The organism is Streptomyces sp. SID12501, assembly GCF_010550245.1.
In the GTDB taxonomy this organism is placed as follows: Bacteria; Actinomycetota; Actinomycetes; order Streptomycetales; family Streptomycetaceae; genus Streptomyces.
On record NZ_JAAGLU010000018.1, the window covers coordinates 117,201 to 144,095 of the forward strand.

Here is a 26,895-nt window from a genome sequence, read left to right on the forward strand (position 1 = left end):
CGGGACGGGCAGGTGAGCCCGCTGTGTGCGTGGGGGGCGCCCCGATCAGGGGCTGCCACGACGCTACGACCGGAATGCCGGACAACTCCTGGCCACTGACGGTCCCTTGATCTGCGGGAAGCCTTTCCTGACGCCGGATTGACGCGGCCGGTGGTTCGGATGCCGCGTCTGCCGGTTGCCGGGCCGGGCACGCCGACGGGAACCGCTGGGGCAACGTGATGCTGAACGGCCTGCTTTACGGCGAAGGATGCCGAAGGATGGCGAAGTATCGATTCAGCGAAGGATTGTGCGCAATGTGGAGGAGGTGTGTGCTTGGTGTGGTTGAATCATGCATAACTTGGCCAAATGGCTTGATCTGATTGCCCGGCTGCCCCTGCCCTCTTTGTCCGGCAGGACTGCCGTGCGCCGTGGTCATGGCCGCCCGAGGCCGGGCGGGGGCGTGCGTCACTTCGAGTCGACGGTGCCGCCTGCCCTCGCGCACGTGAAGGGAACTCGCATGACCGCCACCGTCTCCAACTTTCACTACGGTGCCGTGACACCCGTGGCCGCCTACCTGATGGCCTGCCTCGGTGCGGCACTTGGGCTGCGGTGCACGACGCGGTCGCTGCGACGCCCCCACCGAAGAGCCGGCTGGCTGGCGCTGGGTGCCGTATCGATCGGCTGCGGCATATGGACCATGCACTTCATCGCCATGATCGGCTTCAGCGTCCAGGGCGCTCTGGTCACCTACGACCCGACGAAAACCCTCCTCAGCCTCGCGGTCGCGATCGCCGTCGTCGCCATCGGCGTCTTCCTCGTCGGCTACCGGGGCGGCTCACCGGTGAACCTGGGTGTCGCGGGCACGGTCACCGGGATCGGGGTCGCGGCCATGCACTACCTCGGCATGGCCGCCATCCACACCAACGGCGGCCTGGACTACGCGGTGGGGACCGTGGCGCTGTCCGTCGCGATCGCCGTCGCGGCCGCCACCGCGGCACTGTGGGCGGCCGTCTCCATCCACAAGCTCTGGGCGAGCATGGGCGCGAGCCTGGTCATGGGCGTGGCCGTGACCGGTATGCACTACACCGGGATGGCCGCGGTCTCCGTCCACCTCACCGGCGAGTCCGCTGTCTCTCAGTCGTCCACCGCCCTGCTGTCGTTCCTCCTGGCCATGCTCGCCGGCCCACTCACAGTGCTTCTGATCGCCGGCGCGATCGTCATGTTCGACCCCGACATGATGCTCGGCGACGACGAATGGGACCGGCCGGCGTACACACCGAACGGCGCCGGTGCCGACCTTCCCGTACAGCAAGCCGTACAGCAAGCCGCAGGGCCGTCACAGCCTTACCGCTACTGAGGGCCGATCCGGGACCGGTCCGCTCCCCCGCGGAGTTGCTCGCCCACGTCTCCACCAACGACGACCCGCAGCCCGGCGGCCTGATCGGCTCCGGAACCCTGCCTGACGGCTCGGGCCTGGAGATCGACCGGCGGTTCAAACCGGTGGCGCCGTCACACGCCGACCGCAAGGACCCCGGGATTCTCGCCCAGCAGTGCCCCACCTGAGTCGAGCCCCGGGTTCGGTCCGAGACGGAACGCACCGCCCAGGCTGGGCTGCCCCGGCCGACGCTCACGGCGGCGATCGTGAACACTCCGGTCGGCGCGCCGCCGCCGATCGCGGCCTCGGCGGCGGCGATCGGCGGCGTGTCCAGGTCTCGTCGGCGTCAGGTGCCCAGTGCCGCGAGCACCACCGACTTGGCCTCCTCCTGGATCCGGTGCAGATGGTCCGGGCCGAGGAAGGACTCCGCGTAGATCTTGTAGACGTCCTCGGTGCCCGAGGGCCGGGCCGCGAACCAGGCGTTGGCGGTGGCGACCTTGATCCCGCCGAGGGCGGCGCCGTTGCCGGGGGCCTCGGTGAGCACCGTGGTGACCGGCTCGCCGGCGAGGGTGTCGGCGGTGACCTGGCTCGGGGACAACTTGGCGAGCAGCGCCTTCTCCTCGCGGGAGGCCGGGGCGTCGACGCGCGCGTAGGCGGGGGCACCGAAACGGTCGGTGAGCTGTGTGTAGTGCTGCGACGGCGTGCTGCCCGTCACCGCCGTGATCTCGGAGGCGAGCAGGGCCAGGACGATGCCGTCCTTGTCGGTGGTCCACACCGAGCCGTCACGGCGCAGGAAGGACGCGCCCGCCGACTCCTCGCCGCCGAAGCCGAGCGTTCCGTCGGACAGCCCGTCCACGAACCACTTGAATCCGACCGGGACTTCGACCAGTTGGCGGCCGACGTCCGCCGCGACCCGGTCGATCATGCTGGACGACACCAGCGTCTTGCCGATCCCGGCTCCCGCGGGCCACTGGTCCCGGTGCGAGAACAGGTACGAGATCGCCACGGCCAGATAGTGGTTGGGGTTCATCAGGCCACCGTCCGGCGTGACGATGCCGTGCCGGTCGGCGTCGGCGTCGTTGCCGGTGGCGATGTCGAACCGGTCGCGCTGCTCGATGAGCGAAGCCATGGCGTACGGCGAGGAGCAGTCCATGCGGATCTTGCCGTCCCAGTCCAGCGTCATGAAGCGCCAGGTGGGGTCGGCGAGCGGGTTCACCACCGTCAGGTCGAGCCGGTGCTGTTCGGCGATACGGCCCCAGTAGGCGACGGAGGCACCGCCCAGCGGATCGGCGCCGATGCGTACTCCGGCGGACCGGATCGACTCCAGGTCCAGCACGTTCGGCAGGTCTGCGACATAGCTGCCGAGGAAGTCGTGGCGCCCGGTGCCGGGCGCGGCCAGGGCACGGGCGTACGGGATGCGCCGTACGTCCTTCATGCCGCCGGTGATGATCTCGTTGGCGCGGTCCTGGATCCAGGACGTCGCGTCGGAAGCGGCGGGGCCGCCGTTCGGCGGGTTGTACTTGAAGCCGCCGTCGGCGGGCGGGTTGTGCGAGGGGGTGACCACCACGCCGTCTGCGAGGCCGGACGTACGGCTGCGGTTGTGGGTGAGGATGGCGTGCGAGACGGCCGGGGTGGGAGTGTAGCCGTCGGTCTGGTCGATGAGGACGGTCACGTCGTTGGCGGCGAACACCTCCAGCGCCGTGATCCGCGCGGGCTCGGACAGGGCGTGGGTGTCGGCGCCCAGGAAGAGGGGGCCGTCGGTGCCCTGGGCGGCGCGGTACTCACAGATGGCCTGGCTGGTGGCCGCGATGTGGTCCTCGTTGAACGCCGCCGCGAGGGACGAGCCACGGTGTCCCGAGGTGCCGAAGGCCACCCGTTGCCCGGGTTCGGCCGGGTCGGGGTGCAGCGTGTAGTACGCCGTGACCAGGCGGGCCACATCGATGAGGTCTTCGGGCCCGGCGACCTGTCCCGCTCGCGCGTCCTGCATTTCCCGCTCCTCCGCAAGGGTCGACCGTTGGGTACGTGCCCCATTCTCCCCCGTCCGGCCCGCCGGGACGCCCACCGGGCAGCCGTTGTGGCACGCGCCCGGCGGGTGCGACGATGCACATCGGCGAAAGCACATCGGCGAATGAAGGGACACCGACGTGAGTCACGAGGACCAACGGCCGCCTGCCGCTGTGCTGTTCGACGCCCTGGGCCCCGACTACGAGAAGGCGTTCGCCCAGGCGCCCGCGCATCTGGCCGCGCTGGACTGGCTGATCGAGCGGCTGCCGCCCGCCGCGCGAACGCTGGACGTGGGCAGCGGCACCGGGCGGCCCACCGCCGCCGCGCTCGTCGCGGCAGGGCACACCGTGCTGGGTGTCGACGTGTCGCCCGTCATGGTCGACCTCGCCACGCGTCAGGTCCCCGAGGCGGAGTTCCGCTGCGCCGACATCCGGGAGCTCCCGCTCGATGCGGACTCGTTCGACGGCGTGTGCGTGTTCTTCTCGCTGCTGCAGATGACCCGCGCCGAGCAGTCGGCTCTGACACGGCGGCTGGCCCTGGCCCTGCGGCCCGGCGGGCATCTGGTGCTGGCCACCGTGCCCGCGGACGTGGAGGACTTCGAGGTGGCCTTCATGGGGCAGCCGGTCCGCGCCACGAGCTTCGCCGAGGCGGACTTCGTCGGCATGGCGGAGGCGGCGGGACTGACGGTACTGGCCCGCCACAGCACCCTCTTCGCCCCGGACCACCCCGGCGCCGCGCCCGAGCCCCACATCTTCCTGCACTGCCGCCGCGACGAGACCGGCCGCTGACGCAGAGGCACTCTCCCCACCAGAAGGTCACCGACCTCGACCTGCCCGCGCGGCCCACGGCGGACCGGGCGACCTCGTCGGCCTGTCGCTGCCGGTGTGCGCCTCGGCTGCCGGCCCCCATGGCAGCCGAGGCGCTGTGCTCCCGTTGACGGGCGGGATCCCACTGACCTGCTCGCGCTTCGGCCCGCGACGGCTACGCCCCGAAGCCTCCTGCGGACAGGAGGCCGGACCCTGTGACGTCGAAGGCGTCCGTCCTGCCCCCGTGCGACGCACCCCGGAGACGGCAGGTGTGCCGCGGTACTGATGCGACGGGGGGCGCGTTCTGTTTCACGTGCGCTCGTCCGGTGGCCGACCCGCCGTCAGTTCCTTCTTGTCGGCCATCGACGTGCACGACAGTCATCCCTGTGCGCGCAGGCCTGGACCAATGCCGCGCGACCCTCCATGATGACGTTGCCATGACAACACATGTCTCGGGAGGGTGACCGTGCCCCGAACCTTCATCAGGGCCAGGGCCGCACTGGCCGCCGTACTCCTCGTCGTGACCTTCGCGCCCGTTGCCGAGGCAGCAGGCGTACGGGAATCCGCCGCCGAGGTAGTCGCCGAGCCCGAAATCGCCGCGTCCGCGGCGAACTGGACGCCGCCGCTGAGCACGCGGGGTCGTTGGATCGTCGACGCCAACGGCAACCGCTTCAAGCTGCGGTCCGGCAACTGGCACGGAGCCAGCGGCACCTGGAACGGCTCGGGAAGCGCGGACGCGGACGCCGACCACCACGCGGGGGAGAACTCCGGCCGGATGCCGCTCGGCCTGGACCGTGCCCCCATGGCCGAGATCATCGCCGGTTTCCAGGAGATCGGGATCAACAGCATCCGGCTGCCCTTCTCCAACGAGATGATCCACGACAGCCGTCCCGTCACCGACGGTTCCGTGGCCGCCAATCCCGCCCTGCGCGGCAAGACCCCGCTACAGGTGTACGACGTCGTGGTACGGGAACTCACCGCCGCCGGGCTCGCGGTGATCCTGAACAACCACACCAACACCACCCGTTGGTGCTGCGGGGTCGACGGCAACGAACGCTGGAACGCGAGCCAGTCCGCCGAGACCTGGGAGAACGACTGGCTCCTCATGGCCCGCCGCTACCGGAACAACCAGCGCGTCGTCGGCGCCGACCTCTACAACGAGGTGCGCCGCAACATCCTGGACGACCCCAACTGGGGACTCGGCGACGACCACGACTGGTTCGCCGCCTCGCAGCGCGTCGGTGACCGCATCCTCACGGAGGCCGACCCCGACCTCCTGATCATCGTGGAGGGCATCAACTGGACGGGCATCCCCGTCGACGGACTCTCCCATGAACGCCCCACCCTGGAGCCCGTACGCCGCCTGTCGCACACGCTCGTCGACTCCGGGAAGCTCGTGTACTCCGCCCACTTCTACGACTACACGGGCCCGAACCACAGCGGCGCCACCGATGGGGGTCCCCCCGCTCGAACGAAGTTGAGAGTGGGGGAGGGTGAGACCAGCGACCCCCGGTACCGCGACCTGAGCCCCGCCGAACTGATCAAGGTGCTGGACCGCCAGGCGTTCTTCGTGAGCGCGGAGACCAACACGCACTTCACCGCGCCTGTCTGGATCAGCGAGTTCGGTGTAGGCGGCCGGGACGAGACCGGGAACAAGCAACGGGCCTGGTTCGAGAACTTCGTCGACCACCTGATCAGGACCGACGCCGACTTCGCGTACTGGCCGCTCGTCGGCTGGCACGAGAACCGCAAGGGCAACGGCTGGGCCCTGCTGCACTGGGACTCGGCGGGGCACCGTATGGGCGTCTACGACGGCGACGACTGGCGGGCTGCCGCCTGGACCCGGCTCATCGCGGCCCAGGGCCGCACGGGCCCGGTGGCGCCAGTGTCCGACTGGTCGATGCTCAGCCCCGATCACGGCGACTTCGTCGAGTCGCGGCGGATACGGGCCCTGCCCGACTGGGATTCCGGCGCCCGCAAGGCAGTTTGCCCCGACGGGCAGCGGCTGCTCGGCCTCAGTCACACCGGCAACCGGGGCCTGTGCTCGGACGTGTCCGCGGGCCCTCTGTGGGACCCGGCCGGCGGACATGTGGTGGTCGTCGACGAGCGGTATGTCGGGCCGGGCAACGACTGGGCGTCCGGATACACCAAACTCCAGTGCGCCGACGGCTACTTCCTGACCGGCTACAGCGTCCGCGGTTCCGCCGTCTCCGCCGCGCTGTGCGCGGCCGCTCCGGCCGGCAGGCTCGGCACGGCCGGCCGAACCGTCTGGTTCGACCGCGGCGACAGCAGGGGCTCGGCCGCCAAGGGCGGCGACTTCGCACAGGGCCGCTACAAGGGCCAGTGCGCGGACGACGAGTACGCGGCCGGGATCGCGTACACGGCCCGGGTGGGCTCGGCACGGACTCCGGACGCCCTGTACTGCCGAAAACTGAGCTGACCGGCCGTCGGATGCGGACATCGGGCGGGACGGGACCGGAACACCGCCCACGTCGACGCCGTCATCAGCCGTCGGCGGCGTCCGTGCGCGGCTGGCGGTAGGGCCGGACCGCGCGGCGCGCTATGGCGAAACGGTGGGTCTCCGACGGGCCGTCGTAGATCCGGAACGGCCGCACCTCCCGGTACAGGCGGGCCAGCGGGGCGTCGGCGGTCGAGATGCCGAGGGCCCCGCAGATCTGCACCGCCCGGTCGACCACCCGGTTCACCGCCTCGGCCACGAAGGTCTTGGACACCGAGGTGAGCTGCGAGGCGGCGGCGGATTCGGTGTCCAGCTCCCATGCCGTACGCAGGATCAGGGCGCGGCTCGCCTCGATATCGATCTCGGAGTCGGCCAGCATCTGCTGGACCATGCCGAGGTCGCCCAGCGCCGAGCCGAACGCCATCCGGCTCCCCGCCCGTTCCAGCGCGACGTCCTGGGCGCGGCGGGCCGCTCCCAGCCAGCGCATGCAGTGGGTCGTCCGGGCGGGGCCGAGCCGGACCTGCGCACCCTCGAATCCGTGGTCCACCGCGCCGAGCACCTGGTCCTCCCCCACCACGCACTCCTCGAAGACGATCTCGCTGTGCCCGGCGAAGAGCGACTCGTCGAGGGTCTCGATGTTCCGGACGATGCGCATACCGGGAGTTCCGGCGTCGACGAGGAACATGGTGGCGCCGCCCGGGTCACCGGGGCTGCCGGAGGTGCGGGCCATGACGATGGCGAAGCCCGCGCCATGGGCGCCGGTGATGAACCACTTGCGCCCGTCGATGCGCCAGCCGCCGGGCACCCGGGTCGCGGTGGTCCGCAGGGAGCGGGGATCGGCACCCGCACCCGGAGCCGGTTCGGTCATGGCGAAGCAGGACCGTGTCCCGCCTGCGGCGAGCGGACGCAGATACGCCTGCTTCTGTTCTTCGGTGGCCACCTTCTCCAGCAGGTGCATGTTGCCCTCGTCGGGGGCGGCGCAGTTCAGCGCCAGTGGTCCGAGGAGTGAGTAGCCCGCCGCTTCGAACACCACCGCCTGCCCGCGCAGGTCGAGCCCGTGTCCGCCCCACCGCGTCGGTACGTGCGGAGCGAACACACCCGCCGCACGGGCGGCTTTCTGCAGGGTCTGGCGCAGGTCCTCGGGGGCGTCGTGCACGGACCCGCCGCACTCACGCTCGGCCGGAATGACCACCTCGCGCACGAACTCGGCCGTCGAAGCGGCGAGTTGAGCGACAGTCGGATCGACATCGAACTGGATGGGCACGGGACCTCCCGCCGACAGGCGTACGGGCATCGGCTCCCGTCGCGTCCTAGAAACTGTATAGCTTCTTTAGTATCTTGCCGGGAAGCGCCCGGGACGGAAAGTGCCCGGCGAAGAGAAACACCCTGCATCGGCAAGACGCCAGGAGAAACGTCCATGAGCCTCCACGTGACCACCGAACCGGTCCGGATCGTCCGCCACCACGACGGGGTCGTCGAGGTGAGACTGGACGACCCGGGGCGGGGCAACGCCCTGGACCTCAGGACGTCCGAGGCACTGCGCGACGCGACCGCCGAGGTGGCCGCGGACCCGGGCGGCGCGGTCCTCCTGCGGTCGTCGGGCGGCAGCTTCTGCGTGGGCGGCGACCTGCGCGCGTTCGCCGGCCGCGGTGCGGAGACCGGCACCTATGTGCACGCCGTTGCGAGTGCCGCACACGCCGCGATACAGACCCTGTACGAACTGCCGGTGCCGTTGGTGACCGCCGTGCGCGGCGCGGCGGCGGGCGGCGGCATCGGTCTCGCACTGGTGGGCGACATCGTCCTGGCGGCGCGGTCCGCGCGGTTCCGGCTGGCGTACACGGCGATCGGGCTCACGCCGGACTGCGGGGCGTCATGGTTCCTGCCGCGTCTGGTGGGCCCCCGCAGGGCGGCGGACCTGATCCTCACCAATCGGGTCCTGAACTGCGACGACGCCGAACGGTGGGGCCTGGTCTCCCGGTGCGTGGACGACGAGGAACTGGACGAGACGGCACACCTGACCGCGGCCGAGCTGGCCGCCGGCGCCGCTGACGCACTGCGCACCGCGAAGGGCCTGCTGCGGGCCGGCGCCGGTGACGGCCTGCGCCGCCACCTCGCCGAGGAGGCGCGGTCGATCGGCGCTCTGGCGGACGGCCAGGAGGCCCAGAACCGCATCACGTCGTTCCTCGTTCCGAAAAGTGTTTCTTGAGTTCCTCTTCACTAACATGCCCGCCGGGGCGTAACCTCCGGGCAACACAGAACCGAGCAAAAGGTGTGGCGATGCAATCTGCTGCCGTGAACCTTCCGGACGCTCCCGACGAGCCCCTCACCGAACCCGTCGTCGACCTCGTTCTGCGGGGTATGTGGCGTGGCCGGCCGGAGTCCGAGCACCGTCCGCTGGTCGACGCCGGGCTGGCGATGGTGAAGGGGCCGGTGGTGCTGCCGACCGAGCGTGCCAAGGCCGCCGCCGCGCAGCTCCTGCGGGTTCCCGCCGGTTCCGAGCAGGAGGAGCGGATCACCGCTGCGTACGAGGCGTTCCTGCCGGTCAACCGGAAGATCCGCGATGTGTGCACGGCATGGCAGTGCCGCCCCGACGGCTCCGTCAACGACCATTCCGACGACGTCTACGACGCCCGGGTGCGCGAGTCGCTGGAGGACGTGCACGAGGCCATCCAGCCCGTACTGCGCCGACTGGACCTGGTGCTCGCGGGCAGCGGGCAGTACCTGACGGCCCTGGAGGAAGCCCTCGACCGCTTCGACGACGGCGCGCCCGCGTGGCTGGCCTCGCCCCTTTGCGACTCGTACCACACCGTGTGGATGCGGCTGCACCAGGAGCTGCTGCTCGTGCTGGGAATCAGCCGGGCCGAGGACGAAGTCCGCGAAGAGGAGCTGGTCACGAGGAGCCGGGGTTGAGCGTCACCGACCGCGAGGCGGACCCGCTCGCACAGCCCGGAGCTCCCCTCGCTCCCTCCGGCACCCTCGGAAGCTCGGCAGCCACCGCGCCCCCCGGCCTGACCCTGGTGCCGTACGGACAGGGCCGGATCCGGGGCCTCGACGCCGACGAGCTGGGCGCGCACGGCGCCGCGATGGACCGGCTGGTGGCCCTCGGGCTGCCGGTGGTGCCGGGGCTCACCGTGCCCGCCGGCGCCGCCGCGTCGCTGTGCGGGACCGACATCGCCGAAGCCGCCGTGGCCCTCGTCGAACAGCTCGCGGGGCGGCGCATCGGGGACGCGGCCCGGCCGCTGCTGCTGCGCCTGTCGGCGAGCGCGCCCACCGACATCGCCGGACTCCCGCCCGACCTGGCCTGTCTCGGTATCGCCCCCGACCGTGCCGACGACCTGTGCGCCGTCATCGGGCGTTCGGACGCGCTGTACGAGGTGTGGGCCGCCACCGTGCGCATGATCGCCGAGTACGCCCTCGACGTGCCCGGCGCGGTGCTCGACGACGCTCTCCTGGACGCACCCGCGCCACGGGCACGGATCGAGGTGCTGCTGTCCCTGGTGGCGGAGCACGGCTCCCGGCCCTTCCCCGACGACCCGGCGCAGCAGCTCGCGCTGGCCGCCCGCGCTCTCCTCGCCCGGTGGGACTCGCCGCGTGCGAGGAGGTCCCGGCGCTCCCAGCGGCTGCCCGCCGAGCTGCCGGTCGCCCTGCATGTGCAGGCCCTGCGCATCGGCCCGGCGGACCACTCGGGCTACGGCACGGCCGTCAGCCGCGACCCCGAGACCGGGCGCCTGTCCCCTCAGGGCTCCTTCTTCCGGGGTGTGCGCCGCAGCGCCCCGCCGCCGCACACCGGTGAACCGCTGGACCGGCTGGCGGGCGGCACCGCACTGCTGGAGCACTCCCTGCTCACCCTGGAACGGCATCTGCGCGCACCCGTGTCGGTCGACTTCGAGGTGCGCGACGACGAGATCTCCCTGCTCGCCGCCTCCGCGCAGCTCCGCCCGCCGCTTCGGGCCTCGGTATGTCTGGCCGCCGACCTGGCCCGGGACGGGGCGATCGGCCACGAGGAGGCCGTACGCCGGATCACGCCCGCGCAGGTGCAGGAACTGCTGCACCCCCAGCTCCGGCTGACCGGCGGGGAGAAGCTCCTGGTGAAGGGACTGCCCGCCTCCCCGGGGGCAGCGACCGGCGCGGTCGTCCTCTCCAGCGAACGTGCCCTCGAACTGACCGCCGACGGTACGCGGGTCGTGCTCGTGGCCGCCGAGACGACCCCGGCGGACGTCCCCGGGATGCTGGCCTCCGTCGCCGTACTGACCGGCAGCGGTGGCATCGCCTCGCATGCCGCCGTGGTGGCCAGGGGTGCCGGAAAGCCCGCCGTGTGCGGCGCCGAGGGCTTGCGCGTGGACCTGGCCGCCGGAACGGTCCACTTCGGGGAGCGGGTGGTGCGCGAAGGCGACCCGGTCTCGCTGGACGGCCGTACCGGCGCCGTCTACGCGGGGACCCTGAGCGTCAGCGTCGCCGGACCGCCGCCCGAACTGTCCACCCTGCTGGAGTGGGCGGACGACGCGCGCCGACTGGGCGTACGCGTCAACGCCGACACCGCCGCCGAGGTGGAGACAGCTCTCGCCCTCGGCGCGGAGGGCGTCGGGCTGTGCCGTACGGAACACCAGTTCCTCGGCGAGCGGTTGCCGCTGATCCGCCGCGTGCTCCTGGCCGCCGACCAGGTCGCCCGCGACGAGGCGCTGTCGGCACTGGAACGCGCCCAGTACGAGGACTTCCGCGCGCTGCTTACCGCCGTGGGGAACCGCCCGGTGACCGTGCGCCTGCTGGACGCCCCGCTGCACGAGTTCCTGCCCGCCCCCGGACAGGCTCTCGACGCGGCCGAGGAACAGCGGGCCGACACACTGCGCGAGGCGAACCCGATGCTCGGGCTGCGCGGGGTACGGCTGGCGCTGCTGCACGAGCGGCTCTACCCGGCGCAGGCCGAGGCGCTCTTCACCGCCTGGGCCGAGGTCGCCGCCACCGGGGTCCGGCCGGAGCTGGAGGTGATGATCCCGCTCGTCAGCCTGCCGGAGGAACTCGCCACCGCAGCCACGTACGTACGCGGTGCCGCCGACGCGGTCGCCGCCCGCACCGGGGTGGAGGTCCCGTACCGGCTCGGCACGATGATCGAGACCCCGCGGGCCGCGCTGCTGGCCGGTGAACTCGCCGGGCACGCCGAGTTCTTCTCCTTCGGCACCAACGACCTCACCCAGCTCACCTACGGGTTCTCCCGGGACGACGTCGAGCGCCAGGTGCTCGCCAACTACCAGGAGCGCGGGTTCCTCACCACCAGCCCGTTCGCGCGGCTCGACCCGCACGGGGTCGGCGCCCTGATCCGCCTGGCGGCCGAGCGGGCGCGGGAGGTACGGCCCGGCATCAAGTTGGGCGTGTGCGGTGAGCACGGCGGGGACCCGGAGTCGATCGCGTTCTGCGACGACCTCGGCCTGGACTACGTCTCCTGTTCCGCGCACCGCGTGCCGGTGGCCCGAATGGCAGCCGCGCACAGCGCCCTGCGGGAGCGGGAGCAGTACGACGAGAGCGGGAGCGCACGATGACGAGCACCGTCACCGACGGCACGGCCCTGTCGGACACCGAGCTGGACGACCTGCGCGAGACCGTACGGTCGGTGTGCGCGGACGCCGGCGGCACCGCCGCGGTACGGCGGCTGTCCGAGGAGGCACCCGGTGTCGACGCCGGCCTGTGGGACGCCCTCGGCCGGCAGGTCGGCCTCGCGGCCCTGGGCCTGCCCGAGTCGGCGGGAGGCATCGGCGGCCTCGCCGAGATCGCCGTCGTCTGCGAGGAGTTGGGCAGGACGCTGGCACCCGTACCGCTGCTGTCCTCCACCGTGCTGGCCGGTCAGGTACTCGCCGGCTGCGGTACGGCCGACAGGGCCCTGGCCAAGCTGGCCGAAGGCACCGTGCACGCCCTTGCGGTGGCCGCGCCCGACGGGACGTGGCGGGCCGACGCCGTGCCGGTGGGCGTCTCCTGGCAGGGCAGCGTCCCGCTGCTGGACGGCACCGCGCCGTTCGTCCTCGACGGCGCCGACGCCGAGGCACTGGTCGTGGCAGCGGCCGGGACCGACGGCGTGGACCTCTTCCTGGCCGACCCGCGCGAGCCGGGGGTCACGGTGCGCCGGGTGCCCACCCTGGACCTCAGCCGGGGCCAGGCGGTGGTCTCCTTCTCCGGTGCACGGGTCCGGGCGCTGACCGTCGGCGGCGAGGGGGCGGACGTCGTCTTTCGTGCCCTGGACGTGGCCCTGGTGGCGCTGGCGGCCGAGCAACTGGGTGGCGCACAGGCCGCGTTGGACATGACAGTGGCCCATGTGCGCGACCGTACCCAGTTCGGCCGGGCGATCGGCGGCTTCCAGGCGGTCAAGCACGCCTGCGCCGACATGCTGCTCCAGGTCGAGGCGGCACGGTCGGCCGTGGTGCGCGCGGTCCGGGCCGACGGCTCGCCGCAGGCGCTGGCCGAGGCGGCGGCGGTGGCACAGGCGTGGTGCGGCGAGGCGTTCGTCTCCGTCGCCGCCGAGTGCGTGCAGCTCCACGGCGGGATGGGCTTCACCTGGGAACACGACGCCCACCTGTACTTCCGGCGCGCCCAGTCCGACGCGGTCCTGCTGGGCGGCGCCGCACACCATCGGGAACGGCTGGCCGGCCTGCTGGGCTGGTGACGTAGAAGAAGGGAGCGACGGAACATGACCACCAGGCTCATCGACGAGTCGTTGTTCGAGAACCCCACGAACCCCACGAACCCCGAGTCCCTTGTGCACCTTGAGTTCGACGACGGGGATGCACCGCGTCTCGCGGGCGCCCGCTGCTCCGGGTGCGGAACCGTCGTCTTCCCCCGGCAGGAATCGTGCCCCCGATGTTCCGGTCGGACCATGTCCGCGCACGTACTGCCGGTGAGCGGGCGTGTGTGGTCGTGGACGCGCCAGGCGTTCGCGCCGAAACCGCCGTACCGGGCGCCGACCGAAGGCCATCAGCCGTACCACGTGGGCTATGTGGATCTCGGCGAGGTGCTGGTCGAGGCGCTGCTGACGGTTTCCCGCGCGGAGATCCGGATCGGTCTGCCGGTCCGGCTGACCACCGTGCCCGCGTACCGGGACGACGACGGAACCGAGGTGGTGACCTTCGCGTTCCGCCCGGAACGGGACGGGGAGCGATGAGCCGGCGCGACGACGTGTACGTGGTCGGATGCGGGATGCATCCCTTCGGCCGCGACGAGAGCGTCACCGGAATGGACATGGCCGAGCGTGCGGTACGCGAAGCGCTGGCCGACGCCGGTGTCGGCTGGGAGGATGTCGGCTACGCGGCCGGCGGCTCCGACGTGTCCGGCAAGCCCGACACACTGGTCGGCCGCCTGGGCCTGACCGGCGTGCCGTTCGTCAACGTGCAGAACGGCTGCGCCACCGGTGCTTCGACCGTGCTCGCGGTGGCCAACGCGCTGCGCGCGGGCGAGGCGTCCCTGGGACTCGCGGTGGGCTTCGACAAGCACGAACGGGGCGCGTTCCATGTCTCGGCGGCGCGCTACGGCCTGGGCGAGTGGTACGCCGAGACCGGCATGATGCTCACCACCCAGTTCTTCGCGCTGAAGACCCAGCGATACCTGTACGAGCACGGGATCTCGGAGCGGGCACTCGCGATGGTCGCCGCGCGGGCCTTCCGCAACGGCTCGCACCACCCCCTGGCCTGGCGGCGCAAGCCGCTCACGGAACAGGAGATCCTGGACTCGGCCGAGGTCAGTCCCCCGCTCACCCAGTACATGTTCTGCTCGCCCGGACAGGGCTCGGCGGCCTTGGTGCTGGCACTCGGCGACCGTGCGTTCGACCTGTGCGAACAGCCCGTCAAACTGGCCTCGTTGGCCTTCCGCACCCGGCGGTTCGGTTCGTTCGAGGTGTTCTCGCCCTGGCTGCCGCCGGGACCGCATCACAGCCCGAGCATCGACGCCGCCGAGGCCGCCTTCCGTACGGCGGGGGTGCGGCCCGCCGACGTACAGGTCGCCCAGTTGCAGGACACCGACAGCGGCTCGGAGCTGATCCACCTGGCGGAGACCGGGCTGTGCGGCCACGGCGAGCAGGAGGAGCTGCTGGCCGCCGGGGCCACCGATCCCACGGGCCGGATACCGGTCAACACCGACGGCGGCTGTCTGGCCGGCGGGGAACCTGTCGGCGCCTCCGGGCTCCGCCAGTTCCACGAGGTCGTACGACAGCTGCAGGGCCGCGCTCCCGGTGTGCAGGTGCCGGGCGCTCCCCGGGTGGGCTTCACCCATGTGTACGGGGCGCCCGGGATCAGCGCGTGTTCGGTCCTCACGATATGAAAGGCGGCGGGCAAGCCCTGCGACACGGACACAGCGACAGAACCGCACTGGTGACCGGCGGGGCACGCGGAATCGGCCTGGAGATCGGCCGACAGCTCGCGGACCGGGGACTGCGTGTCCTGGTCGGGGCGAGACAACGGAAGGCGGCCGAGGAGGCGTGCCGCGCCATCGGCCCGGCGGCGCTGCCGCTCGCCCTGGACGTGGCCTCCTCGACGAGCATCGGCGAAGCGGTGCGTGAGGCACGGGAGCTGACCGGCGGGATCGACGTCCTGGTGAACAACGCGGGAGTGTCCCTGGACGGGGAACTGCGGCCCCCGTACGTCGACGAGGACATCCTGCGCGCGACCCTGGACACGAATCTCACCGGCGCCTGGCGCGTGGCGGAAGCCGTCGTGCCTGGCATGGTGGAAGCCGGCTACGGCCGGGTCGTGAACATCACCAGCTCGTACGGTTCGCTGTCGCTGATGGACTCCGGCCGGCACCCCGCCTACCGGATCTCCAAGACGGCGCTCAACGCCCTCACGCGGATGCTCGCGGCCGAACTGGCCGGCACAGGCGTCCTGGTCAACGCCGCCGACCCCGGCTGGACCCGCAGCGGCATGGGCGGCCCGTCCGCCCCGCGCGGGCCGGAGGAGGGTGCGGACACCCCGGTCTGGCTGGCGACCCTGCGCGAGGGCGACGGGACGACGGGCGGGCTGTTCGCCGACCGCAGGCCACTGCCCTGGTGAACCGCCTCAGGTCCCTGACGTGGCCGGCTTCTTCTACTACGTCGGCTGCTGCTCGGTGGCGACAATGCGCAGTGCCAGCGCCCTGACCGCCTCCAGGACGGACCGGGAGGGCAGCTGGGACAGCGGGCCTCCCTCCGCTCGCAGCGCGGTGACGAGCATGGTCGTACTGATCAGGGTGCGGACCGCGAGCGCCTGGGCCGCGTGCCGGGCCTTCGCCGCCCGGGGGCTGCGCGTGGTGCCCTCGGGCAGATAGTCGTAGCCACGCTGGATGTGCCGCTGCTCGAACTCGTCCCGCAGCACCTTGACGTTGCCGTTGGCCGAGGCGACCTGGACCTGGTAGAGCCGGGCCTCGTCGGGGTTGCGTTCCACCCACTCCCACACGGCGTCGATGACGCGGACCAGGCCCTCGGCGTCGCCCGGCTCGGACTCCGGACGGGCCGCTTCCACGACCGCGTTCAGCTGGTCGAAGACCCGACGCATGGCGAGTTCGAGGAGTTCGTCCTTGCCGTCGAAGTGGTAGTAGACGGCCGTGGGCACCACCTGGGCCTCGTCGGCGATGTCCTGGATGCTGGTCTCCGCGAAGCCGCTGCGGCCGAACACCCGCACGGCGGCGGTGATGATGTGCTGCCGCCGCGAGGGTCGGTGGGCGGGCTGCTTGCCGTTCTTCGTGGTGGCCATCATGCTCCCTGCCGGCTGCCGTGACCCCACGTCCGTGGGCGCTGCGTACTGACCAGTGTATCCAGTAAGTCCCAGGGGCCGTCCGCATAATTCCTGCTGCTCATTGGCCTCCGGCGTCCCGAGGTCCCGGCATACTTGACAGCATGACGACATCCGGAACGCGCGCCGCTCACCGCCCCTCGCGCAAGCAGTGGGTGATCGAGGCGGCCACGGAGTTGTTCGCCACGCAGTCGCCGGACGAGGTGACGGTGGCCGACATCGCCGCTCGGGCCGAGATGACCTCGGCGGCGGTGTACTACCACTTCTCCTCCAAGGACCAGGTCCTGGCGGCGGCCATGCGGGCGTTCGCCGCCGCGCTGCGCGAGCAGTTGCAGGCGATCACGCAGGCCCACGAACCCGGCTCGGACATCGGAGCGTCCGTCACCACGCTGCTGGCCTGGATGGGCGAGTACCGGTCCGCCGCCACCGTGTTCTTCGTGTCGTCGGCCGGCATGAGCCAGGACGCGGAGGCGCTGCGCCAGGAGAGCCGTACGGAGTTGCTGGAGGAGCTGGTGCGGCTGATCCGCAAGGCCCGCACGTCCGTCACCGACGCCGAGGCGGCGGTGATCGGCCTGGGCCTGCTGGCGCTGCTGGAGACCGCGGCGATCTCGCAGGTCCGGGGTGACGACGTGTACCGGTCGCTGGGGCACCGTTCCTTCGTCCGCGAGGTCGGCGATCTCGCGGAGCGGATCACCGACCCGGCCACATAGGCCTCGCGGACTTCGGTTACCTCGGTTACCTCGGATCACACCAACAGGCGGAGGGGCTTGCTCAGCAGCTCGCCGACCGTGCGGAGGTATTCGGCGGCGGGTGCCCCGTCGACGGCGCGGTGGTCGAAGGTGAGGCTCAGGGTGAGCACCCGCGTCCGCAGCGGCCTGTCGTCCACCCACTCGACACCGTCCCTGAGCCTGCCCACCCCGAGGATCCCGACATTGCCGGGATTGATCACGGGAGTGAAGAAGTCGACGCCGTAGCCGCCGAGCGAGGTGACGGTGAAAGTGGCCCCTTCCAGTTGGGCGGGGGAGATCCGCCCCTCCCGCGCGGCCTGGGCCAGGGCCTTGGACCGGCGGGCGATCTCGGGCAGCGGCAGTGTCACCGCGTCCTCGATCACGGGCACCATGAGGCCGCCCGGAACGGCCACGGCGAAGCCCAGGTGGATACCTTCGAGGAGATGGATGCCGTCCTCCCGCACCGTCGCGTTGAGCAGCGGGTGCTCGCGCAGGGCGAGGGCGGCGGCCTTCAGCAGGAAGTCGTTGAGGCTGGGCACCGGCAGCTCGCTGTCGGCCCACTCCTCCTTGAGTCGGTCCCGCAGGGACACCACGGCGTCCATCCGCACCTCGTAGCCGTGCGTCAGCTGGGCCATCTCCTGGAGGCTGGCGTGCATCCTGCGGGCGATCGTGCCGCGCATCCCGGTGAGCGGGAGGACGTCGCCGGGCTGCGGAGCCGCCGCGTTACGGCGGACAGGCGCCGGAGTGACGGCGTCGAGGTCGGACCGACGGATCCGGCCGCCGGGCCCCGTGCCGTTCACCTCGGAGAGGTCGATGTCCCGTTCCTTCGCCAGCTTGCGGACCAGCGGCGAGGAAGGGGTGACGCCCGGCGGAACCGGAGCGACGAGGTCGGCGGGGAGCGCCGCGAGGAACTCCTCCACGTCCTCGGAGACGATCCGGCCGCCCGGCCCCGTGCCGCGTACGGCGGCGAGGTCGATGTCGGCGACCCCGGCGACGCGCCGGGCGTTCGGAGAGGACAGCAGCCGGTGACCGTTGCCGTTCGCGGAGGGCGCCGCGGCGGCAGCGCCGGTCCGGGGGGCCGCACCCGTGCTCGTGAGGGGCGACGGGGCGCCCGTACCCACAGCGGCGCCGGTGGCAGGAACGGCGGTCGCAACCCCGCCGCCCCCGTCCGGGGCAGGCGCGGCAGTCGTACCCGCACCGCCGACGCGGGCGGGCGGCGCGCCCAGGCCCACGGGGCCACCGTTCGGGGCGGAACCTGCGACCGGGTCCGCGCCGGACCCGGACCCGGCGGGCATCGGCGTACCCCCCGGCTCCGGTGGCTGCTCGCCCTCGGCGAGCAGCCAGCCGATGAGAGCCCCGGCCGGCAGGGTGGCGCCCGCCGGGACCACAGGGTGGAACAGTCCCCCGGCCTCCGCCTCGACATCCACGTCGACCTTGTCGGTGGCCAGCCGCAGCAGCGCGTCGCCCTCGGCGACGGCCGTGCCGGTGGACACCAGCCATTCGTCGATCGTGCCTTCCTGCATGGTCAGGCCGATCTTCGGCAGCAGAACCTCGACCGCCACGTCGGTCACGACCTTTCGAGGAGACGCCGGCAGCCCTGGGCGATACGGGCGCGATCGGGCACGTACGCCTTCTCCAGGACGGGGGAGAAGGGGACCGGCGAGAAGGGGGCGCCGATGCGCAGGACCGGCGCGTCGAGGTAGTCGAAGACGACGTCCTGGATCTGGGCGGCGATCTCCGCCCCGAGCCCGCCGAAGGTGACGGCCTCGTGCACCACGAGCACGCGGTTGGTGCGGCGGACGGAGGCGAACATCGTCTCGGTGTCCAGCGGCTGCACGGTCCGGGGGTCGATCACCTCGATCTCCACGCCCTCGGCGGCGAGTTCGTCGGCCGCCGCGAGGGCCTCCCCCACCATCCGGCCGAGGGCGATCACGGTGACGTCGGAGCCCTGCCGCGCGGTGTGCGCCTGCCCCAGCGGAATGCCGTAGATCTCCTCGGGCACCTCCCCGGTGCTGCCGAGCAGGACCTTGTTGAGCATCACGACGACCGGATTGTCGTCCCGGATGGCCGAGACGGTCAGGCCCTTGGCGGTGTACGCGTCGCTCGGCATCACCACCTTGAGGCCGGGCACATGGGCCAGCCACGCCTCCAGGCTCTGGCTGTGCTGGGCCGCCGCGCCGAGGCCTGCGCCGGAGGCGGTGGTGATGGTGAGCGGCACGGACAGGCCGCCGCCGAACATGTACTTCATCTTGGCCGCCTGGTTGACGATCTGGTCGAGGCAGACGCCGATGAAGTCCATGAACATCAGGTCGACGACAGGTCGCAGACCCCTGGCGGCGGCTCCCACACCCAGGCCGACCAGGGCAGCCTCGGAGATCGGGGTGTCGATCATGCGGCGGGGGCCGAACTCGTCGAGCAGGTTGTCGAACATGCGGAACACTCCGCCGTATCCGGCGACGTCCTCGCCCGCGACGAACACGTTCTCGTCCTCGCGCATGGCCTGCGCGAGGCCCTCGTTGAAGGCCTTGACGTAGGTGAGTTTGCGCGTGGCGACGGCCGGCGCTCCGTTGGTGGTGGTCGTGACGGTCGTGGCTGTCATGGCGGTCATCCCGAGTAGACGTTGAGCAGCAGGTCGGCGGGGTCGGGCAGCGGGCTCGCCTCGGCGTACGCGATGGCCTCGGCGATCTCGTCGCGGGTGCGCTGCCATACGTCGTCCAGCTCCGTACGGGTCGCGGTGCCGTCGGCGACCGCACGGGCCTCGATCAGGTCGATGGGGTCGCGGGTCCTCCACTCGGCGACCTCCTCGGCCGAGCGGTAGGGGTGCCGCAGGCCCTTGACGCCTTGGTGGTCGAAGAAGCGGTAGGTCTTGGCCTCGATCATCATCGGGCCCTCGCCACGCCGGGCCCGTTCTACGGCCTCGACGGCGGCTCGGTGGACGGCGACCGCGTCCATGCCGTCGACGATCACACTGGGCATGCCGTAGGCGGCGGCCCGGTCGGCGACATCGGTGAGCAGCATGTGCGCGGACTGCGGGGTGAACTCGGCGTAGCCGTTGTTCTCGCAGACGAAGACCACGGGCAGGCCCAGGATCGCGGCCATGTTGGCGCCCTCGTGCCAGGCGCCGATGTTGGTGGCACCGTCACCGAAGAAGGTCACGGCGACGTTGTCCTCACCCTTGTAGCGGGCGGCGAAGGCGGCGCCCACGGCGATCGGGACGCCGGCTCCGACGATGCCGTTGGCGCCGAGCATGCCGCGGGTGAGGTCGTTGATGTGCATGCTCCCGCCGCGGCCGAGGCAGGCGCCGGTGACCCGGCCGTACAACTCGGCGTACATCTCGCGGAAGCCGACGCCCTTGGCCACGGCGTGTCCGTGGCCACGATGGGTGGAGGTGATCTGGTCGTCGTCGCGCAGGGCTGTCATCACGCCGGCGGCCACGGCTTCCTGACCGACATAGAGGTGCAGGAATCCGGGCAGCTTGCCCGCCTCCATGAGTTTGCCCGCCTCGGTCTCGAACAGCCGGATGCGCACCATGCGCTCGTGCAGGTCCTTGATGACCCGCGGGCTGATCTGTTCGCTGACCGGCGGGTTCACCTGCGGGGTTACCTGCGGGGTTACCTGCGGGGTTACCTGCGGGGATTTCTTCGACGCCGTCGACGCTCGTTGAGCCATCGTCCGCCCCTTCGTCCGAGGGAGGTTGCCAAGCAATCGGACTTACTTGTACTGGTCTACAGTAACCAGCTTGGGGCACCTTACTGAACAGCGTCTCTAATTACTATGCCCTTGACCCGGGTTGCCGCCCCGCGCGTCCACCAACTCCACGGCATTGCCCTCCGGATCAGCCCAGAAGCTGATCCGCCGACCGCGCGCGAGGACGACGGCCGGGTCCGACAGCGGCCGGGCGCCCGCAGTCGACAGCGCCGCCACCACCGGGTCCAAGCCGTCCAGATGGAAGGTGAGATACGCCAGCCCCGGGCGCCCGGCCGACAAGGGGGGCGCATACGCCGAGACCGGGACCGGCCCCTGGTCCGACCCCTGGTCCGGCCGGGGAAGGATCAACTTGACACACCCCCCGGAGGGCACCCGCAGCCAGACCACCAGAAGCTCGCCGCCGAGCCCGGCCGGACCTCCGATCGACTCCGGTACGCGCGAGCGGCGCTCGACCCGGCAGCCGATGACGTCGCAGTAGAAGCGCTCCATCAGCCGCACGTCCCGCACCACCACTCCCACCTCGAACGGCAGGGTCATGACCATCACACCCACCCCCATGACACACCGGGCGACGACTTCGACACTTTCTATTGACAGAGCACACTAAGTCCTGTTGTCGTTTCGGACACAACCCAGCCGTCGCATTCCGAAGCCGGTCACCGGCTCGCGGCTGGAAGGATTGTGAGGACATCGTGGTCCAGACCAGTTCACCGGAGCTTCGGGAACCAGGTACTGAGCGCAGGTCGCCGACCTCGGCCCCGTCTGCCGCCCCGACCCCCGAATACTCGTCGTGGATCAGCCAGGACCGGTCCACCGACGCGGCGTCCGAGACGATGCGGCGGGAGGCCGCCGAGCTCGTCGAGCGGGTGATGGCGCACTACCGCGCCAACACCACGCACGAGGCCGACGGCCAGTGGACGGAACCCGTGGCCAACTACCTCGACGCCGACCGCTGGCAGCGCGAGACGGACGCCGTCCACCGGAGCGTCCCTCTTCCGCTCGCCATGTCCGCCGAGCTGCCCGGACCGAACACCTACAAGGCGATCGACGTGCTCGGCATCCCCGTGCTGATCACCCGCGACCGGCAGGGCACCGTACACGCGATGATCAACGCGTGCCGGCACCGGGGAGCCAAGCTCCTCGAACCCGGCTGCGGGGTCTCGAAGCGGATCACCTGCCCTTACCACTCCTGGTCCTACGACCTGGCCGGGGAGCTGCGGGGCGTGTACGCCGAGAAGACCTTCGGCGGGGTTCCGCGCGAGGGCCGCAGCCTCATCAGGCTCCCGGCCGGAGAACGCGCGGGCATCGTCTTCGTCTCACTGGACCCGGCGGCCGAACCCGACCTGGACGACTGGCTGGGCGATCTGCTGCCGCTGCTGGAGGGCCTCCGGCTGGCGGAGTGCCACCACTACTCCACCAGCGCGCTGACCAGTCCGAACTGGAAGGTCACCCTCGACGGGTATCTGGAGACGTACCACTTCGCCTCGCTGCACCCGAAGACGGTGTTCGAGACGAACCTCTCCAACATGATGGCCCACGACACCTGGGGCCCCCACCAGCGCATCGCGCCCGCCCTGCGCCCCATCGCGCAGGCGGTCGACCTGCCGCCGGACCAGCGGGACCCCGGGGAGTGTGTCGGCCCCATCTACTGGCTCTTCCCGGGCCTCGCCATCGCCGGCGGCTGGCGCCAGAAGATCGCCGTGTCCCTGGTACTCCCCCGGACGGCTACCGAGTCGGTGACCCAGCAGATCATCCTGCTGCGCGAACCGGCGGTCACCGACGAGGAACGCCAGACCGCCGACAGGTTCGGCGAGTGGTTCCACGAGGTGGTTCGTGACGAGGACTACGCGACCACCTACGGAGTCCAGCAGGGTCTGAAGGCCCTGGCCGGCACCGATTTCGTCTTCGGACGCAACGAGCCCGGACTCCAGCACCTGCACCGCACCATTCACCAGCACCTGGACAGTGGCGCAACAGCAGCCCCCAGAGCCGCCAGGTGAGCAACCAACAAGACTCGCGGGAGAACACCATGGTGGCTACGGGCAGCCTCGACGGACGTGTCGCGGTGATCACGGGCAGCACGCGCAGTATCGGCCGCGCCATCGCCGAGGCCTTCCTGGCCGACGGCGCGACGGTCGTCGTCAGCGGCCGTTCCGAACTCAAGGGAAAGCAGGCCCTGGAGGAGATGGGCGCCGGGGACCGGGCCGTCTTCCACCCCTGCGACGCGAACAGCCAGGAGGACATCGAGGGCCTCGCCGACTTCGCCGCCGAGCGCTTCGGCAGGCTCGACATCTGGGTCAACAACGTGGGCGGCAGCTCCGGCTTCGCCCCGATCCACCAGCTCAGCGACGAGGCGTGGCACGACGCCCTCAACCTGAACATCAACGGCTACTTCTACGGCACCCGCCGGGCACTGCCGAAGATGCTGGAGGGCGGCTGGGGCCGCATCATCAACATCTCGTCGGTGGAGGGCAAGCAGGCCAACAAGCCCGCGATCAGCCACTACATCACCAACAAGCACGCCATCCACGGCCTGACCAAGGCGACCGCCTTCGAGTACGGCACCCAGGGCATCACCTGCAACGCCATCTGTCCCGGCGCCGTCGACACCGACCTCATGCGGGCCGCGGGTCCCGCCGCGGCGGAGGCCGAGGGCATCTCGTACGAGGAGTGGCTGGGCCGGTTCGCCGAGCATGCCGCCACCAAGCAGATCACCACGGTGGAGCAGGTCGCGGCGGTCGCGGCACTGCTCGCGAGCGAGGCGGGCGCGGGTATCACCGGCACGCTGATCAGCGTCGACGGCGGTACGGCACAGTGGTAGGCGGGGCAGTGGCAGACGGGCCAGGCGCGGGTACGGACGGCGGGAGACCTCGGTCATGAAGAGCTGGATCACGGACTGGCAGCGCAGTGAGCGGCTGCCGCACTACACCCGGGCCAACGCGGGCGAGACCCTGCCGGACCCCGCCAGCCCGCTGGGCTGGACCCTGGTCTGGGGGCGCGGCCTGCAGGGCTGGCGCAACGGCTTCGTCGGGTTCGGCATCTACCGCGAGGAGGAGGTGGCCGGCCCCCGACCGCCGTTCGTCGGCATGTTCGGCGGCCACTTCTATCTGAACCTGTCCCACATGCGGCTGTTCGGCATCCGGATGGGCCAGACGGCGGACCAGATCGACGCGGCCTTCGTCGGCCGGCGCTCCGACACGCCGGTGTACGTGGCACACCCGGACGACCAGGACGCGGAGCTCACCGGCAAGGCGGGCGCGACGCTCGGGCGGATGCTCGGCCAGGCCGGCTTCCCCGAGGCCGACGCGGACCGGGCCCGGCTGCGCGCCCTGCGCCACTCGCGCCCCGACCTGACACAGCTGTCCGACGCCGAACTGGTGTCGTACGCACGGTCGTTGCTGGACGAGGTGGAGACGACCTTCCAGCGGCACGTCGAGTCGTCACTGCCCGCGTCCGTCGGACCGGCGATCCTGGATCCGCTGTGCGCGAGCGTGGACCGCCCCGGCGCCATGCTCGACCTGATCGGCGGTCTGGGCGACGTCGACTCCGCCTCCCCCTCGACGGGGCTGTGGACGCTGTCCCGGCAGGTGGCGGCCTCGGCCGAGCTGACCGCGCTGTTCGACCGGGGCACGGCCGCGGTGGAGCAGTCGCTCGACGCCGCGACCGGGGACCTGAAGGCGTTCCGTGACGCCTTCGAGGAGTTCCTCGCGGAGTCCGGCGACCGCGGCCCCAACGAGTGGGACATCCACGCGCTGTCCTGGGAGGCGGCGCCCGTCCAGGCGCTGGCCCTGGTCGACCGGATCCGGCACAGCGCCGCCGACGACTCCCCGGCCGTCCGCCGAACGCGGCTGACCGAGGGGCGTGAGCGGACGGCGCGGGAGATCCGGGCCGCGCTGCCCGAGGAGACGCAGCCCATGTTCGACGCCGGCATGCACGCCTCCCAGGTGTGGATCCCGGCCCGCGAGCGCACCAAGGCGAACTGCGTCACCGTCGTCAACGAGATCCGCATGGCCGTACGGGAACTCGGTCGCCGGGGTGCCGAGGCCGGCCTCTTCGCCCGGCCCGAGGACGTGATGATGCTGCTGGACACCGAACTCGACGACTATGTCGCCGCCCCGGAGATCTTCGGCCCCGTGATTGCCCAGCGACTCGACGAGTACGCGGGCCTGCACGAGCTGGAGCCGCCCTTCTTCGTCGCCGAGGACACACAGACCGAGATCGACACCTGGCCGCGCCGCGCCGAGGAGCGGACCCCGGCTGCCGTCGAGGGCGATGTGCTCGGCGGTGTGGGCGGCAGCCACGGCACCTACACCGGCAGGGTGCGGGTGGTCACCGACCCGGCCTCGTGCGAGGCGCTGGAGCCCGGGGAGGTGCTGGTCGCGCCGATCACGGACGCGGCCTGGACCCCGCTGTTCCTGGTCGCCGGTGCGGCCGTGGTGGACGTGGGCGCGCTCAACAGCCACGCCGTGGTGGTCTGCCGCGAGCTGGGCATCCCGGCCGTGATCTCCGTCGAGAGCGGGACGCGACGGCTGCGGGACGGCATGCTGATCACGGTCGACGGCGAGCGGGGCACGGTCACCGTGGACAGTGTCCCGGTGCCGCTCGGCAACTGAGTACTCCGCGGGCCCGTCGCTGCTTTCCCCGTCAGCGGCGGGCCCGCGGTCACGATCGCGAGAGGAACGCGTGACTCCCATGGCTGAGGAAATCGTCGTCGCCGGCTGGATGGACTACGAGCCCGGCGACCGCGGCACGATGTTGGAAGCCCTCGTCGAGCTGGGTCGGCGGACCCGAGAGGAGGAGCCCGGCTGCCTGGACTACGCCATGACCGCCGATCCCGGCGACGAGCGGCGGATCCGGGTGTATGAACACTGGACCTCCCAGCGGGCCCTCGACGAGCACTTCGCCACCCCGCACATCAAGGAGTTCAGGGCGGCGTCGGCCGGGCTGACCCGGGTGGGCGTCTCGTTGCAGGTCCACACGGTCGCCGAGTCCCGGCCCATGCGCTGAAACGGCTGAGACGGCGCCCCCGTCGGGGGCGCCGTCTCAGCCGTTTCAGTCCCCCAACCGCACCAGCATCTTCCCGACGTTGCCCCCGCCCAGCAGGGACAACAGCGCCCCCGCGGCGTTCTCCAGGCCGTCCACGACCGTCTCTCGCGCGGTGATCCGGCCCTCCGCGAGCCATCCCGCGACCCGCTGCTCGAACTCCGGTCGCAGGTCGTCATGGTCGCGGACGATGAAGCCGCGCAGGGTCAGCCGCTTGAGGACCGCCTGGATCAACTGGTTGATGTCGGCGGACCGTTGGCCGGACGGTCGGTCACCGCCGAACTGCGACATCATGCCGCACAGGGCGACCCGGCCACCGGTGCGCAGCGCGTGCAGGGCGGCGGCGAGCTGCTCACCGCCGACGTTGTCGAAGTACACGTCGATGCCGTCGGGTGCCAGTCGGGCCAGCGCGTCGCGCACCGGCTCGGCACGGTAGTCGGCGGCGGCGTCGTAGCCGAACTCCTTCACCAGCAGGGCGCACTTGTCGGGCCCTCCGGCGGTGCCGATGACACGGTCCGCGCCCAGCAGTCGCGCGAACTGGCCGGCGGCGGTGCCGACGGCGCCGGCCGCCGCCGAGACGAAAACGGTGTCGCCGGGGCGCAGCTCCGCGATCCGGGTCAGACCCACGTACGCGGTGAACCCGGTCTGCCCGAGCAGGCCCAACCAGGTCGGCAGCGGGGCGAGTTGGGGGTCGATGCGGCCGGCGCCGTCGGTGTCCGCCGCGTCCAGCACGGCCCGCTCCCGCCAGCCGAGCTGGTGGCGTACGTACGTGCCTGGCGGCACTGCGGCGCAGCGGCTCTCCTCGACGACGCCGAGGGCACGGCCGTCGAGCGGCGAGCCCGGGGTGAAGTTGTGCGTGTAGTGCTTCTCGGTGCTCTCCAGGCGCCCGCGCATGGACGGGTCGACGCTCATGTAGAGGTTGCGCACGAGCAACTGCCCCTCCCCCAGGGGTGGCAGCGGGCGTTCCTCGACGGCGAAGTCGGTGGTGAGCGGTTCTCCGTCGGGCCGACGCACCAGGCAGACCACCCGGGTCGTACGAGGCGGCGTCACGGGA

At 71.5% G+C, this 26,895-nt stretch carries 24 protein-coding genes; 16 read left to right on the top strand and 8 right to left on the bottom strand.

All coding sequences use genetic code 11. The features are described from left to right. The first annotated feature begins 496 nt into the window (after window positions 1–496). Complete coding sequence (locus G3I71_RS22585; protein ID WP_164316647.1) at window positions 497–1,336, top strand: MHYT domain-containing protein; 840 nt, start codon at window positions 497–499, stop codon at window positions 1,334–1,336. Between the two features lie 35 nt (window positions 1,337–1,371). Next, entirely contained in the window at window positions 1,372–1,542 is a 171-nt protein-coding gene (locus G3I71_RS22590) for a hypothetical protein (RefSeq protein WP_164316648.1), read from the top strand. A 158-nt stretch (window positions 1,543–1,700) separates the two neighbouring features. Here G3I71_RS22590 and pgm read toward each other — a convergent pair whose 3' ends face one another. Continuing rightward, a complete protein-coding gene (gene pgm / locus G3I71_RS22595) occupies window positions 1,701–3,341 on the bottom strand; it encodes a phosphoglucomutase (alpha-D-glucose-1,6-bisphosphate-dependent) (protein WP_164316649.1) in 1,641 nt (546 codons plus the stop codon). A gap of 157 nt (window positions 3,342–3,498) precedes the next feature. Here pgm and G3I71_RS22600 point away from each other — a divergent pair, with 157 nt between their 5' ends. Next, a complete protein-coding gene (locus tag G3I71_RS22600; RefSeq protein WP_164316650.1) occupies window positions 3,499–4,146 on the top strand; it encodes a class I SAM-dependent methyltransferase in 648 nt (215 codons plus the stop codon). A 484-nt stretch (window positions 4,147–4,630) separates the two neighbouring features. Continuing rightward, the gene (locus G3I71_RS22605; RefSeq protein ID WP_164316651.1) at window positions 4,631–6,604 is read left to right on the top strand and encodes a cellulase family glycosylhydrolase; all 1,974 of its coding nucleotides are present in this window, start codon (window positions 4,631–4,633) and stop codon (window positions 6,602–6,604) included. A gap of 64 nt (window positions 6,605–6,668) precedes the next feature. Here G3I71_RS22605 and G3I71_RS22610 read toward each other — a convergent pair whose 3' ends face one another. Next, on the bottom strand, window positions 6,669–7,886 hold the full coding sequence (locus G3I71_RS22610) for an acyl-CoA dehydrogenase family protein (RefSeq protein WP_164316652.1): 1,218 nt from the start codon (window positions 7,884–7,886) through the stop codon (window positions 6,669–6,671). A 153-nt stretch (window positions 7,887–8,039) separates the two neighbouring features. Here G3I71_RS22610 and G3I71_RS22615 point away from each other — a divergent pair, with 153 nt between their 5' ends. The 7 genes from G3I71_RS22615 to G3I71_RS22645 all read left to right on the top strand — a co-directional run bounded on the left by G3I71_RS22615 (window position 8,040) and on the right by G3I71_RS22645 (window position 15,645). Further along, window positions 8,040–8,828 carry an enoyl-CoA hydratase/isomerase family protein gene (locus G3I71_RS22615; RefSeq protein ID WP_164316655.1) on the top strand — a complete coding sequence of 263 codons (789 nt, stop codon included), beginning with the start codon at window positions 8,040–8,042 and terminating at the stop codon, window positions 8,826–8,828. Between the two features lie 86 nt (window positions 8,829–8,914). Next, complete coding sequence (locus G3I71_RS22620; protein ID WP_164316656.1) at window positions 8,915–9,532, top strand: hypothetical protein; 618 nt, start codon at window positions 8,915–8,917, stop codon at window positions 9,530–9,532. Beyond that, entirely contained in the window at window positions 9,529–12,156 is a 2,628-nt protein-coding gene (locus tag G3I71_RS22625; protein WP_164316657.1) for a putative PEP-binding protein, read from the top strand. The genes G3I71_RS22620 and G3I71_RS22625 overlap by 4 nt, the downstream gene beginning before the upstream one ends. Beyond that, window positions 12,153–13,271, top strand: coding sequence for an acyl-CoA dehydrogenase family protein (locus G3I71_RS22630; RefSeq protein ID WP_164316658.1), 1,119 nt, complete (start codon window positions 12,153–12,155; stop codon window positions 13,269–13,271). The genes G3I71_RS22625 and G3I71_RS22630 overlap by 4 nt, the downstream gene beginning before the upstream one ends. Before the next feature lie 24 nt (window positions 13,272–13,295). Next, window positions 13,296–13,766, top strand: coding sequence for a Zn-ribbon domain-containing OB-fold protein (locus G3I71_RS22635; RefSeq protein ID WP_164316659.1), 471 nt, complete (start codon window positions 13,296–13,298; stop codon window positions 13,764–13,766). Further along, window positions 13,763–14,917 (top strand): thiolase family protein, encoded by a 1,155-nt coding sequence (locus G3I71_RS22640; RefSeq protein ID WP_164316660.1) that lies wholly within the window; start codon window positions 13,763–13,765, stop codon window positions 14,915–14,917. Before G3I71_RS22635 ends, G3I71_RS22640 begins: the two co-directional genes overlap by 4 nt. 50 nt (window positions 14,918–14,967) lie before the next feature. Next, on the top strand, window positions 14,968–15,645 hold the full coding sequence (locus tag G3I71_RS22645) for an SDR family NAD(P)-dependent oxidoreductase (protein WP_343243039.1): 678 nt from the start codon (window positions 14,968–14,970) through the stop codon (window positions 15,643–15,645). A gap of 36 nt (window positions 15,646–15,681) precedes the next feature. Here the strand turns inward: G3I71_RS22645 and G3I71_RS22650 are convergent, their stop codons facing one another. Further along, window positions 15,682–16,326: a TetR/AcrR family transcriptional regulator gene (locus G3I71_RS22650; RefSeq protein WP_164316662.1), complete on the bottom strand. Its 645-nt coding sequence runs from the start codon at window positions 16,324–16,326 to the stop codon at window positions 15,682–15,684. Between the two features lie 140 nt (window positions 16,327–16,466). Here G3I71_RS22650 and G3I71_RS22655 point away from each other — a divergent pair, with 140 nt between their 5' ends. Then, window positions 16,467–17,072: a TetR/AcrR family transcriptional regulator gene (locus tag G3I71_RS22655; RefSeq protein ID WP_164316663.1), complete on the top strand. Its 606-nt coding sequence runs from the start codon at window positions 16,467–16,469 to the stop codon at window positions 17,070–17,072. 35 nt (window positions 17,073–17,107) lie between these two features. On the opposite strand, the gene G3I71_RS22660 is transcribed toward G3I71_RS22655, so the two are convergent. The 4 genes from G3I71_RS22660 to G3I71_RS22675 form a co-directional block, all read right to left on the bottom strand. Next, the gene (locus G3I71_RS22660; protein ID WP_164316664.1) at window positions 17,108–18,661 is read right to left on the bottom strand and encodes a 2-oxo acid dehydrogenase subunit E2; all 1,554 of its coding nucleotides are present in this window, start codon (window positions 18,659–18,661) and stop codon (window positions 17,108–17,110) included. Beyond that, complete coding sequence (locus G3I71_RS22665; RefSeq protein WP_164316665.1) at window positions 18,658–19,689, bottom strand: alpha-ketoacid dehydrogenase subunit beta; 1,032 nt, start codon at window positions 19,687–19,689, stop codon at window positions 18,658–18,660. Before G3I71_RS22665 ends, G3I71_RS22660 begins: the two co-directional genes overlap by 4 nt. Window positions 19,690–19,694: 5 nt before the next feature. Next, a complete protein-coding gene (locus G3I71_RS22670) occupies window positions 19,695–20,759 on the bottom strand; it encodes a thiamine pyrophosphate-dependent dehydrogenase E1 component subunit alpha (protein ID WP_239149295.1) in 1,065 nt (354 codons plus the stop codon). A 96-nt stretch (window positions 20,760–20,855) separates the two neighbouring features. After that, window positions 20,856–21,335 carry a VOC family protein gene (locus G3I71_RS22675; RefSeq protein WP_239149296.1) on the bottom strand — a complete coding sequence of 160 codons (480 nt, stop codon included), beginning with the start codon at window positions 21,333–21,335 and terminating at the stop codon, window positions 20,856–20,858. A gap of 155 nt (window positions 21,336–21,490) precedes the next feature. Here G3I71_RS22675 and G3I71_RS22680 point away from each other — a divergent pair, with 155 nt between their 5' ends. From G3I71_RS22680 to G3I71_RS22695, 4 genes are all read left to right on the top strand, one after another. Then, on the top strand, window positions 21,491–22,798 hold the full coding sequence (locus tag G3I71_RS22680; RefSeq protein ID WP_164316666.1) for an aromatic ring-hydroxylating dioxygenase subunit alpha: 1,308 nt from the start codon (window positions 21,491–21,493) through the stop codon (window positions 22,796–22,798). After that, window positions 22,795–23,619, top strand: a complete 825-nt coding sequence (locus G3I71_RS22685; protein WP_343243040.1) for an SDR family oxidoreductase — start codon at window positions 22,795–22,797, stop codon at window positions 23,617–23,619. Before G3I71_RS22680 ends, G3I71_RS22685 begins: the two co-directional genes overlap by 4 nt. Before the next feature lie 55 nt (window positions 23,620–23,674). After that, window positions 23,675–25,411: a PEP-utilizing enzyme gene (locus G3I71_RS22690; protein ID WP_164316667.1), complete on the top strand. Its 1,737-nt coding sequence runs from the start codon at window positions 23,675–23,677 to the stop codon at window positions 25,409–25,411. A gap of 79 nt (window positions 25,412–25,490) precedes the next feature. Further along, window positions 25,491–25,805 carry a putative quinol monooxygenase gene (locus G3I71_RS22695; RefSeq protein WP_164316668.1) on the top strand — a complete coding sequence of 105 codons (315 nt, stop codon included), beginning with the start codon at window positions 25,491–25,493 and terminating at the stop codon, window positions 25,803–25,805. 45 nt (window positions 25,806–25,850) lie between these two features. Here G3I71_RS22695 and G3I71_RS22700 read toward each other — a convergent pair whose 3' ends face one another. After that, a complete protein-coding gene (locus G3I71_RS22700; protein WP_164316669.1) occupies window positions 25,851–26,891 on the bottom strand; it encodes an NADP-dependent oxidoreductase in 1,041 nt (346 codons plus the stop codon). Window positions 26,892–26,895: the final 4 nt, after the last annotated feature.